The organism is Aequorivita antarctica (genome assembly GCF_007997155.1).
Classification (GTDB): Bacteria; Bacteroidota; Bacteroidia; order Flavobacteriales; family Flavobacteriaceae; genus Aequorivita; species Aequorivita antarctica.
In genome coordinates this window covers 512,346-524,164 of the sequence record NZ_VORT01000001.1, presented here as the reverse complement: position 1 = coordinate 524,164, position 11,819 = coordinate 512,346, and the positions used below count along the sequence as shown (strand labels likewise).

The 11,819-nt window shown below is 37.9% G+C and carries 8 protein-coding genes; 1 reads left to right on the top strand and 7 read right to left on the bottom strand.

Annotated elements, in window-relative coordinates:
- Window positions 1-9 precede the first annotated feature (9 nt).
- Entirely contained in the window at window positions 10-474 is a 465-nt protein-coding gene (rimP, locus tag ESU54_RS02340; RefSeq protein ID WP_111842727.1) for a ribosome assembly cofactor RimP, read from the bottom strand.
- Window positions 475-633: 159 nt separating this feature from the next.
- On the opposite strand from rimP, the gene ESU54_RS02335 reads away from it, so the two are divergent.
- A complete protein-coding gene (locus tag ESU54_RS02335) occupies window positions 634-1,455 on the top strand; it encodes a universal stress protein (RefSeq protein ID WP_111842728.1) in 822 nt (273 codons plus the stop codon).
- A 20-nt stretch (window positions 1,456-1,475) separates the two neighbouring features.
- Here the strand turns inward: ESU54_RS02335 and ESU54_RS02330 are convergent, their stop codons facing one another.
- The 6 genes from ESU54_RS02330 to ESU54_RS02305 are packed head-to-tail and all read right to left on the bottom strand — an operon-like array spanning window position 1,476 to window position 11,744.
- A complete protein-coding gene (locus ESU54_RS02330; protein WP_111842729.1) occupies window positions 1,476-2,765 on the bottom strand; it encodes a phenylacetate--CoA ligase family protein in 1,290 nt (429 codons plus the stop codon).
- Complete coding sequence (locus tag ESU54_RS02325) at window positions 2,762-4,423, bottom strand: C45 family autoproteolytic acyltransferase/hydolase (RefSeq protein WP_111842730.1); 1,662 nt, start codon at window positions 4,421-4,423, stop codon at window positions 2,762-2,764. The genes ESU54_RS02330 and ESU54_RS02325 overlap by 4 nt, the downstream gene beginning before the upstream one ends.
- A gap of 1 nt (window position 4,424) precedes the next feature.
- A complete protein-coding gene (locus tag ESU54_RS02320) occupies window positions 4,425-5,312 on the bottom strand; it encodes a cupin-like domain-containing protein (protein WP_111842731.1) in 888 nt (295 codons plus the stop codon).
- A 12-nt stretch (window positions 5,313-5,324) separates the two neighbouring features.
- Window positions 5,325-6,863, bottom strand: coding sequence for a phytoene desaturase family protein (locus ESU54_RS02315; RefSeq protein ID WP_111842732.1), 1,539 nt, complete (start codon window positions 6,861-6,863; stop codon window positions 5,325-5,327).
- Complete coding sequence (locus ESU54_RS02310) at window positions 6,860-10,558, bottom strand: 1-acyl-sn-glycerol-3-phosphate acyltransferase (protein WP_111842733.1); 3,699 nt, start codon at window positions 10,556-10,558, stop codon at window positions 6,860-6,862. Before ESU54_RS02310 ends, ESU54_RS02315 begins: the two co-directional genes overlap by 4 nt.
- Window positions 10,551-11,744: a DUF2062 domain-containing protein gene (locus tag ESU54_RS02305; protein ID WP_111842734.1), complete on the bottom strand. Its 1,194-nt coding sequence runs from the start codon at window positions 11,742-11,744 to the stop codon at window positions 10,551-10,553. Before ESU54_RS02305 ends, ESU54_RS02310 begins: the two co-directional genes overlap by 8 nt.
- Window positions 11,745-11,819: the final 75 nt, after the last annotated feature.

The window sequence follows — 11,819 nt, the reverse complement described above, 5'->3', positions numbered from 1 at the left end:
TCAATCCAATTAAAATGTTATCATCACTTTTGCTTCCATAATATCTTTATAAGGCAAGGTTGCCACCTTTTGAACGGTAACTTTTCCTTTACCAATAGGCTTGGGCTCTCGCGCAGACCACTTTAAGGTAATGCTATCTTCGTTTGCTTCGGTTAATTCACCTTCAATTTTTTCATCGTTTTTGGTTTTAACCTTTAAGCTTCTACCAATATTTTTTTTATACTGCCTAGGAAATGTCAACGGCTCCGAAGCTCCGGCCGACATAACTTCCAAAGAAAAATCATATTCCTCACGGTCCAGATTGTGCTCAATTGCACGGCTAACCATCATACAATCCTCTACCGTAACGCCCTTATCGCCGTCCAGAATGACCCGTATTTGATTTTCTTCAGAAATGTTTAGGTCAATTAAAAACAGTGATTTGTTTTCTTCCAGCGCACTTTCTAGGAGTTGTGCTACTTTTTCACGCATCATTTTAAGCTATAAAAAGAGGGGACTTTAGTCCCCTCAGATAATTTCGTATCAAATTCTGTGCAAATATACTATATTTTTTAATATTATAAAAACCAAGGGCAAAGGATTTATTTTTGTAATTTAAGGGTTCTAAAAAACATAAAACTAACCTCATTATTTATGAAACGTATTCTCGTCCCTACAGATTTTTCCGAACAAGCAGAAAACGCGCTTAAAGTCGCCTTAAAACTTGCTGAAAGACACAACAGTGAAATCTTTGTACTCCATTCCATGGAAATGCCGCTGCATTTGTCATCTTCAGGCGATACCGGCAACCTTCCGGAGTCCCTATTTTTTATAAAACTTGCTGAAAAACGCTTTGGAGACCTTCGCAAAAAGAAATATTTGGATGGAATTACCTTAAACGAAGCCATAGGCCACAACGAAATATACGAAGATATTGAAGAAGCTTGCAACAAAAACAACATAGATTTGATAGTGATGGGTTCCACAGGGGCAAGCGGTTTTAAGGAAATGTTTGTGGGAAGCAATACTGAAAAAGTGGTACGAACTTCCAATACGCCCGTTCTCGTTATCAAAAACAATCACCCTGAATTTAATATCAAAGATTTTGTTTTCGCTACTGATTTTTCCGAGGAAGGCCGCGGCGCCTTGGACAAAGCGCAAAAATTTGCCAAAATGGTTGGCGCCAAAATGCATTTACTCTTTGTAAACACTCCCGCAAATTTTAAAACTTCTTTTCAAGCTCAGGCTATTATGGAAAATTTTGTTAGAGGAATGGGGGTTGAAAACTATACGCTCAACATTTATAACGACACTTCCGTAGAGAAAGGGATTCTCAATTTTACACAACACATAAACGCAAAACTGATCGGGATGGGCACGCACGGCCGTAAAGGTATCTCACACTTCTTCAATGGAAGCATCAGTGAAGACATGGTGAACCACGCCAATATGCCAGTGATAACTTTTAAGATTTAATCATTAAAACATACATTTTGCTAAAGCCTGCGATCTATCAAATCGACAGGTTTTCGGCTTAATGGAGGAAAGCGAAGCGCTTCAATTTCTTCAGGCCTAGCAAATTCAACTTTTGGAGCTACGCGTAGCTTTGCTCGAAAATGGTCTTTTATTTCCAGCAATAATTCATCTGAAACAGCTTCCGAAACAATTTTTATCAATATCTCATCCGTGCCCAATTCATTGTGAAAAATTTCAATGACATAACTTTCAATCTCCGAAAAAACATTCAGAATATTATACATCGCTGGCGGATAGAGCGTAGTTCCTTTATATTTAATCATCTGCTTTTTGCGACCCACCACTGGCCCCAAACGCAATGTGTTTCTCCCACATTTACAAGGTCTATTGAACACTTGAACCATGTCGCCAGTTTTAAAACGCAACAAAGGCATTGCTTCAACACCTAAAGTAGTTATGGTTAGCTCCCCAACTTCGCCATTGGAAACTGGCAGATTATTATCATCCAGGATTTCAGCAATAATAAGTTCGGGGTGATGGTGACCTCCGTTGTGCATTTCACATTCGTTGAAAGCCGTGCTCATTTCGGTGGAAGCGTATGTTGAAAACAATTCAATGTTCCAATCCATTTTTATTTTTTTCGCTAAAATATTCAACGAAAAATCTTGCTCACGAATAGGTTCTCCGATGCAGATTGCAGCTTTTATTCCCGTGTTATTAATATCTATTTGTTGTTGTTTTGCGTATTCAATCAGTTTTAAAAGAAAGGATGGAACAGTAATTAAATAGGTGGGTTTGAATTTCAAAATGGAATCCCATTGCAGCTCCGGAATGCCTGAACCCACACGGATGATACCCGAGCCAAGTTTTCGCGCTCCTAAAAAATAAGCCAACCCAGCCATAAAACGGCGGTCCATCGTTGTCATCAATTGTAAAGTATCTTCTTTACTAACACCACAACAAGCGAAGGAAATTGCTTCGTTGTACGCCAACCTTTCCAAATCTTTATCGGTTAGCGCAAAAGTCACGGGATCTCCCAAGGTACCCGAAGTAGTTACATAATCTATGATTTCAGATTTTGGAACACAGCAGAAATCATCATTGAATTGCTGCAGATGATCTTTGGTGGTAACCGGAATTTTCTGAAGATCCTCTAATGTTATTATTTCTGAGACCTGAAGGTTGTTCTCTTTGAAAAAGCGTTTGTAGAATGGCGAATTTATATTCAAATATTGAAGTGTTTCCTTCAGTTTATCTTCCTGAAAGGCCTTGATTTCATTAATTGTCGCTTTTTCTATTTCTGGGATCATTCTCCTAATTTTTTTAAATATTGGGCAATATTTTCTTTGTCTGGAACGGTTGTTATTTCTTTGGTCAAAGCCGTTTTAAAAGATTTTTTTGCGGCGGCATCGTAATTTTTTTCAAAGTAATACTTTCCACTTAAATAATAGGCTTTCCAGTACTCAGGATTTTTTTGCTGTAAAGAAGTAATCGTCTCTGCAGAAATAATTTCTTTGTTTTCAATAGCAGCCTCCACTTCCCGCTCCAGAATTCGGTATTCTTCGTACTCTTTATATTCTTTTGACCGAACAAATGGATCCTCCTCCACATTTCCCTTCGGGTTTGAAATGGTTGAAGTTGCAGGATTTCCTTCCCTATTCCTGAAAATCTCATCCAGATCGTACTCCACAAATTCTCCCAACTGATATGGATTTGAAGAAACCCAAACTTTTCTACTTTCAGGTTTAAACACGATGCCGTGGTGCGCCAAAAGTTGGTTTAAAGCTTTTTCGTTCCCAAAACCAATCTCTCTGTCGTTCAATCCCTTTTTGTTTCGGAGAATGGAAACGGCATCGGACACATTCAGTTTGTTTTCTTCAGAAATCAATTCTTCCATTCTTTCAAAACGATACATCGAGTGGCTCTCTGCTATCCACTTCAAATTTCGTTCGTCGTTTTTATAGGCATCACTTTGAAAGTGATTACTACAAATCAATTCATTTGTATTTTCAACTTCATAAACATCGAAATTATCGGGTGCAACTTCTATAATAGCGGCTTTTCTATCCTTTGCACTTCCCACAAAAATAGCTTCTGAAACAAAAACTTTACGTTTTTTGGCAATTTCAATAGCTTCTTCAATGGTTGAGGCATATTGCAAAATCTCTCGTGTTACAATGGAAATAGGCGTTTTTGCAACCAACGGAATTTCCGATTTTCCTGCGTTGATGGTTACTGTTAAGCCTTGGTCGTTCATCCCCGAGACAACACCAATCATCCCGCCCCAGGTTACAGACATAAATTTGTGTCCTTCAGAAGGATTTACGAAAGCGATTATTTTTTCTTTAGCAAAATCATCGCCCGCATAAAAGTCGAAATTTCTCCCTATTAGTAATTCACCATCAACAGTTTTATCGCCCCAAACAGCAAAAGACGAACAACCCACAAGCATCAAATCCTGCATAGCATGGCCAATATCGTGTGCGCCGTGCAAATAAAGTAATCGCAGATAAGGCTCGCCGATTTCACTGAAATTTGAGGATGAATATTGTGAAAGGCCGTAAATTTCAGCTTTATATTCCTCGGGAATATGCTGGTACATTTTCCGATTGTACCAAGCCAAGAACTTTCGAAGCAAATATTGTTGCGCTTTTGAAGGTACCAAATCTTCCACTTTGTCAAAAAAAATGGCTTCCTGTTTTTGCATCAAATTCTGCGTGAGGCTTCCTGTAATTTCACCAATTTGCAATGGGTTTCCTTCTACATAAAGCTCCCATTGGCCTTGTTTGTTTTTCAGGAAAAAATTGTTTCCAGCAACAAAAGTGGAATCGTTTACTTTTACTTTTTTGGGGATTGCCGCATCGTAGCCACTAACATCTGGTCGATTGTGGATAGATTTTGAAACGCCGCATGAATTCAGAAAAATAATCAAAACCGCAAACGTGAATAATTTTTCCAAATTCTTCATCTTAACCGTTTTGTTTTTTCAGTTTTACAGCGTATTTATTGGTTTTTGATAGTGTGCGGTTTTCTTTGTAATCAATCCATTTTTGGCCCAGTGTTTTCCTCATTACGTTTTCAAAATTCCGCATAAAAAAAACATTGTAAAGCATATTCCCTAAACGACCCAAATGTTTTGGAAAAGCACGAAGTGTCATTGAAAAACCGCCATCCAGATATTTTATGTAATGCCAATAACCGCTAGGCATATAAAGCGCATCGCCGTGTTTCATTGTGGCGTGAAGACCTTCCAAATATTGAAGCGCGGGATATTTTTCAAAATCTGGATTATCCAAATCTATGCTTTCAAGATTATGTACTGCGAAAGGAATTTTATATAAATATTTTGTTTGCTTGGGTGAAAAAAGCGTTACACTTTTAGTGCCCTGGAAGTGAAAATGCACCAAATCTGCCAAATCCATATCATAATGAGGTAATACCTTAGAACCTTCGCCGCCAAAGAAAAGCACGGGAAGCCTTTTGAAAAATTTCAAACCAATATTGGGGTATTCAAAGTCCTTCAAAAGCTCGGGCAGCTTTACTTTTAAATCGTAAAAGAAAATACGCAGATCCGTAGGTTTTGTTTTTATCAATTCAATGTAATCGGCCATTTTCATTTCGGTAGCTGGCTCGGCTGAATTTTGTTTTCCTTTGGTAGGCTCGTTGTTGTAGAGTGGCACAATTTGTTCGCCAGCGTGCTGCTGGATGTAGTCCAAATTCCATTTTTTGAATGCTTCCCAATGCTCTGTCAATCCTTCAATTAAAACAGGTTTCTGGGGTTTGTAATAATATTTAATGAAATCCTCTTTAGAAATATTTCGGACCCTTTCAATAGGTGTAGTTTTGATTTGTCCCATATTCAAAAGATTTTAAGTTATTTCTTCCTTTTTTGTAGCTTCCAATATTTTGTTAAGCAAATATTCGCCTCCCAAAATTTCCGAACAGGTAACCACACCACTAATTGTAACGCCCAAAATGCCGTGCATATTCAAACTTTGTCCAGTAAAATACAAGTTTTTGATTTTGGTGCGTGGTGAAACGAAGGATTTTAAAGGGTTGTTGGCATCTTTCACATAACCATACATTGAGCCTTTGTTACAGCCAATGTAATCGCGATATGACAGCGGAGTGGACGAATAAACTGCTTCAATACAATTGCGAATATTAGGAAATTTTTTCTCCAATTCTTTAATAATTACTTCAGATTTATAAGCTTTGAATTCTTCATAAGTCTGCCCACGATCGTTCTTTTGTGCAGCTGTGTTAAAGGTGTTTGCCCAAGGCTTTACCTCATCAAAGTGCATATAGGTCATAACCGTAATATTATCACCATATTCCTCCATGTCCTTTTTTATTCCCATAGAAAGCATATAAGCCTCGGGCCAACTTTCCTGCGTATAATTATGAACATCCCAAATGCTGCGGTAATCTTTAAAATGATAATAATTGTAATTTCGATACTTGAAGCAATTGGGTTTTAGCACCAAATAGAGGCTAAAAGCAGCAACCGTGCTCTCTATATTTTGGATACGGCTGGCGTATGATTTTCTAAAATTTTCCTGCCCAATCATTTCAAGCGTCATTTTTGGATCAACGTTTGAAATAAAAATATCGCCGTATATGGTTTTTCCGTTTGCGGTTTGCACGGCAGTTACCAGTCCGTTTTCGGTTTCAAATTTTATTACCTCGTGACGTTTGTATGCTTTTCCACCTTTTTCTCGAAATCGGGCAAGCAAGGCTTTGGTTATTTGGCTCCCACCGTTAATACAACGGTATGAACTTTCAATATATGAGTTTACTGAAAGCGCGTGCATATAAAAGGGTGTGCGCTCGCCTTCACCCGCATAAAGCAAGTTGCTGCCGCCCAAAACGGCGCGGAGCTTCTCATTTTCAGTTATAGAATCTATAAATTCCTTCGCCCTTACTTCAAAAAGCGATGTGTTTTCATAATAAGGCTTTCCAAGTTTTAGGCCGTAAAGAGGGAAAAAACTACAAGTATCAAGCATTTTTTGGCAATAGGCATCGATAGCTTTTTCCTCTTCAGGAAATTCATCAAAAAGGGTTTTTTTGAAATTTTCATAACCCTGGGCGTGGCAGTATTCTTTTGGATCGTTGTCAAATGTGATTCTGTCAAAACCATTCTCGTCCATTTTTTTAATAGTGATGTCATCCAAAATGTCCAAATACTTAAAATATCGATACAGATTCTGCCCTTCAGAAAGGCCGCCAATGTAATGAACGCCAGTATCAAAGATGGTTTTGTCCCTAACAAAAGTTTGTAGGTTACCCCCAAACTGCTGGTTTTTTTCAAGTATGCAAACACTGTAACCCTCCCTAGCAAGAATAATCGCCGAAACTAGCCCGCCAAGTCCACTTCCGATGATTACTACATCATATTTTTCGCTCATTTTGTTGTGTTTCCCAATGGTTTAAAGATACTAATATTAGTATTTACATACACGTTTTGATAGCCTAAGGTACTAATATTTTCGGTTTGTGAAGAAACACATTCTTTTAATAAAACAATCGTTTTTATAGAAAAATCAGGCAATTTTGAAATCACTTCCGAAGCTTTTTTTCCTGAAGAAATAATCAAAATTTCAGTGTTTGGAAGTAAAGTTTCCGAAGCAGAATCGTTAAAATAAAGTCTTCCGTATTTTTGGGTGATATAGCTATTTTGAAGTATGGTTCGCGTTTCAACATCTTCAATAAAGCTGAAGATTTTTCGATCGGGACCATCGAGGGCCAAAAGAAAGTCTAGCTGACCAAAATCTTCAGAAATATGCGCAATGTTTCCGCTTTTTTCAAGGTGGCGAATGATTTCAAAATAATTTTCAGCATTCTCTTTCAAATCCTTTTTCACGTTTCGGTAAAGCGTATCGCCTTTATAGCGATATTCCTCCAAAACGATTTTATGGAAATATTTTGGCCCTTCCATCTTTTCGCGCAGTTTTAGTAATTCACTTTTAAAAAATACGCCAATTTGCTTAGCCTGTTGTGTGTGGTTTTTACCAAAAGTAATGTCTTCGGCTTTTATTCGCGGTAAAATTTCAACCGTGATGCTTCCGTCTTTTATTATAAAACTTCCTTTCGGATTCACCTCACTGTTTCCGTGAATCAAAACGGGTAGAATATCTAAATCAAATTCATTCGCTAAATAGAATGCCCCTTTATGAAAACGCTTAATCTTGTTGCTTTGGCTTCGCGTTCCTTCGGGAAAAGCCATCAATGAATATCCTTGCTTTATTTTTTTCTGAAGCGGCTCCAAACTATTTTCAATTCCGCTGGAAACCGGATAGAAATCTGCGCGTTGCACTGCCTTCCCAAAAACAGGGGAATTATAAACCCAATCGTTCACTAAAAAACAAATCTTTGGATGCAACATTCCAACAGCTAAAATATCGAGAAAAGACGTGTGGTTTGCAATAATTACGGCAGGTTTCGAAAAATCCTCGTGCGTTGTGTTGATAATCTTTTTCTTCACAAACGGATTGGTGTAGAGCACCGATTTCATAAATTTTGAAATCACTTTATGAAACCAGCCCATTTTTATTTTTTTGCTGATGGGCAAAAGCGGCATTAAAGTTACACTATAAACCGAGAGACAAATTCCACCCAAACCGAAGTAGCCGAAGGAAAAAAGAGAATGTACAAACATTCGAGGTGTTATTGGACGTTTTGTGCGACTTCCAATAAAAAGTCTAAACAATAACGGCTGTACTGTAAACGCTGTAATCATTGCTGAAAATATTCCAATTATTGAAACAATGGAGATGGAATACAGCGCGGGATGCTTTGCGAAAACTAAAACGCCAACGCCCAAAATAGTTGTCAGTACCGAAAGCATAATGGAAGTTTTGTGCGTGGCCATTACTTTTTCGCCAATGCGGAGTTCCTTTAGCAGGCCTTTGGTCATAAATATACTGTAATCAATGCCCAACCCGAAGATGAACGTGGATATGATAATATTGAAAATATTGAATTGAATGTGAAAAAGCCCCATTATTCCCAAAGTTAAAAACCAAGTAAGAAATATAGGAACTGCGGTGACGAGCGTTAGAGCAAAACTTCGGAAGAAGAGAAAAAGTATAAAAAGCACAGCCAGCAAACAATACCCAATGAGGCTGTTGAAATCGTTTTTCAAATTCCCTAAAAATGTCTCGTTCATTTCTTGACGGTCAATTACAAGGGTATTCGGAATTTCCTTAAAAGCCCTTTTTATTTCCGCAGCATTTTCATCGTCTAGTTTAACAAGGGTGGTGATTGTTGTAAAATCAGCTTCGGTTGTGATGTAATCTTCCAAAAGAACCGAAGGAATTTGTTGGTAATCTTCGGGTTTCAGCGTTTCGAAATCTTCATCCAAAAAAGTGTAAAACCTATTGAAAGTTGTAGGTTTGAAGCCTCTTTCGGTCCCGCTTTCAATCAAATTAACTTCGGTGCTGTCTTTACGAGCTTCGCTCCAAAACTGTTTCCACTCCTTTATTTTTTTGCTTTGATCCCGTTGCGAATGTACCAAAGCACCAATGGAACTAAAACTGCTTATTTTTCCTTCTTGTTTCAGCAATTCCAAGGTTGCGTGGATGGAATCGTTTAACTGTAGCGTACCTTCAACCGACTTACCGTAAGTTGCCAGATAGACCGATTTTGAAGAAATATCGGTCAGTTCATCCAAATGCTGCATTGCGGCCTTTATTTCCGCTGTTTCATAATTTAACTTTGAAATGTCTTTGTTGAATTCCACTCGAGGATATGTAAAAATACTCATGACCAAAACCACCGCCAAACCTATCAATAACCATTTGTTTTTGTGAAATGGATAATCCGCAACTTTGTCCAAAACATTGATTTGCTGTTTTCTCGAAAGTGGATTTTTGTAAACCAACGGAATAAAAAACAGCGCAAAAACCGAAGCTCCCAAAACGCTAACGGCTGCAAAAATTCCTAAGTCCTGTAAGGCCTGCGAATCTAAAAAAAGAAGGCACAAAAACGCCAAAGCGGTTGTTAGGCTGCTCATTAAAATTGGTTCGGTTACATCTGTGTAAAGGCTTTCCAGCGTTTCATTATTGCGGATGTGCGTTAAAATATGTAACGAATAATCCAGCGTCACCCCTAGCAATACCGAGCCAATTCCGAGGGAAATTGCCGAAATCTCTCCACGAAACAAATACAAAAGTGCCACAGCCAATAGACCGCCAAAAATTGTTGGCACAAACAAAATGATAGGTATGTAAATTTTTCTGTAGAAAAAGATAAATACCAAAATAAGCAGGGACATTGCAATTCCTACTGTAAATTGAATGTCGCTTTTAATTTGTTCTGCATTGGCAACAGCAATCAGTGCGGCACCAAAATATTCACTACTCACATTTCCAGAATATTTCTGGTTCAGTGTATTTTGAAGTGCGTACAGTTCTTCGGCAAACTTAGAGTTTTCGGCAGTTTCGCTACTTGAAAATTTTGGGGTGATGAATAGCAAAATATTTTTTTCGTTTTTGCTTACCAGAAAACCGTCTTTCAAAATAAAGTCATCCGAAATGCCGAGTTGCTTCAATTTCTTTAATGCAATAAAAGAAAGCCCCAGCGGGTCTCTCAAAATCATGTCTTTTGAAACAATGCCCGATGGAGATATTAGTGTTCGGTAATTCGCTTCGGTAATAGCGGAAATACTATCCTTTTGAAGTTTTCCGGAAATGGTTTTATAATCCGCTTTATCCAAAAAAAGCGGCAGGTTTTCGTAAACAAAATCCATGGTGCGCAACAAATCGTCGTCGTTTACTTTTCCACGGATGTTTTTGATGTATTGTGAAGAATGGATTTGTAAACTGTCTACAAATTCCGTGGCATATTGGGTAAGTTCGTCAACTTCCGAGGAATCATTTCGATGGATGTTAACGATAATCTTGTCTGTGAAATTGACGGTCTTTAATACCTTTTGAAAATCCTGATTTTCACTATTTACGGGAATCAATTTTGAAATATCTTCTTCAAAACGAATTTGTGAAACCAGCACCGTAAGTCCAAAGAGCAGCAATAGCAATGCAAATGCACTTCCTATTTTATTTTTAAGCAGAAATTGATATGCTTTGAAAAACCATTTACCCATTGTCCAGAATCTTTTTACGTTCAAACAACGTTAAGAAAAGGTAGCCCACAAGACCGCAAACAATAGCTGCAGTAACCGAAAGCACCAAACTACCGACAATATAGGATTTTAAATATTTTACCAACTCAATACTTGGATCAATTTCACTCATAGAAAGCACAAAGTTTTCACCCAACAGCCAACTGCCCAATTTAAGACTGAAATAAAGAATCAGCGGAATGAAGGGCGGAATGCTTATGTTGGAAAAAGCAAAGGCAATTACTTTGTTTAAATTAAAAAGCAGCGCCAAAAAAATAACTACAACAGTGTGAAAGCCCCAAAGTGGCGAAAGACCAATGAAAAGGCCTAGTGCAATGGAGAATGCCTTTTTTTCAGCAGAGTCATCACTGCTCAAAAGGTCTTCCATCAGAAACCGTTTGAGACCTTTTTTTTTTAGTTTTCTGAAAAGGTTGCGGGGTTTTATATAGAGAAAGGTAACTAGCACGAACCAGGTATTCAAGATGCTTATTCGTGTAAAATCTTTGAAAGGACGGAAATGCGAAACTCTATCTTCCAGCTCATAATGAATTTGGATTGGGACATTTTTCACTTCAATACCGCTCCATGCGGCCTTTACGATAGCTTCTATTTCAAACTCAAATTTTTTGGTGTAGAATTTCAGCTTTTTCATCGCAAAAAGCGGGTATAATCTAAAGCCCGATTGTGTGTCTTGCAAGCGAGTTCCCGTTTCCACCCAAAACCAAAAGTTGGAGAATTTGTTGCCAAAACTGCTTTTTTTCGGAACGCCTTGTTGGGTCATATTTCGTGAACCGATGAGCAGAATTTCTTTATTTGAATCTTTTTTAAGTGCTTCAATAAATAATGGAATATCTTCTGGAAAATGCTGGCCGTCACTGTCAATGGTCAATGCATAGTGATAGCCCAAACTATAGGCTTTTTGAAAACCTTGGCGGAGTGCATTGCCTTTTCCTATATTTTTTGAAAGATGTATTTGTTGAATTTGAGGAAACTGGGCTACTATTTCAGAAGTGGAATCTGTGGAACCATCGTTCACCACAATAATATCTTCGGTGTAAACCAATACGCCTTCAATAACCTGTTGCAGTGTTTTGTAATTATTGTAGGTAGGAATAATTACGCAACATTTCAGGGTTTTGATTTTTTCTGAAAGTAGTTTCTGGTTCATTGAGGATTCTTTTCCAAAATCTGCAAAAAAAGTCTGTAGCTTATGTTATAAAAATACAAATCTAGTTCGGGCAAA

Excerpts from the sequence above, each read along its gene's own strand:
- rimP (WP_111842727.1), bottom strand. The coding sequence starts at position 474 with ATGATGCGTGAAAAAGTAGCACAACTCCTAGAAAGTGCGCTGGAAGAA.
- ESU54_RS02335 (WP_111842728.1), top strand. The coding sequence starts at position 634 with ATGAAACGTATTCTCGTCCCTACAGATTTTTCCGAACAAGCAGAAAAC.
- ESU54_RS02330 (WP_111842729.1), bottom strand. The coding sequence starts at position 2,765 with ATGATCCCAGAAATAGAAAAAGCGACAATTAATGAAATCAAGGCCTTT.
- ESU54_RS02325 (WP_111842730.1), bottom strand. The coding sequence starts at position 4,423 with ATGAAGAATTTGGAAAAATTATTCACGTTTGCGGTTTTGATTATTTTT.
- ESU54_RS02320 (WP_111842731.1), bottom strand. The coding sequence starts at position 5,312 with ATGGGACAAATCAAAACTACACCTATTGAAAGGGTCCGAAATATTTCT.
- ESU54_RS02315 (WP_111842732.1), bottom strand. The coding sequence starts at position 6,863 with ATGAGCGAAAAATATGATGTAGTAATCATCGGAAGTGGACTTGGCGGG.
- ESU54_RS02310 (WP_111842733.1), bottom strand. The coding sequence starts at position 10,558 with ATGGGTAAATGGTTTTTCAAAGCATATCAATTTCTGCTTAAAAATAAA.
- ESU54_RS02305 (WP_111842734.1), bottom strand. The coding sequence starts at position 11,744 with ATGAACCAGAAACTACTTTCAGAAAAAATCAAAACCCTGAAATGTTGC.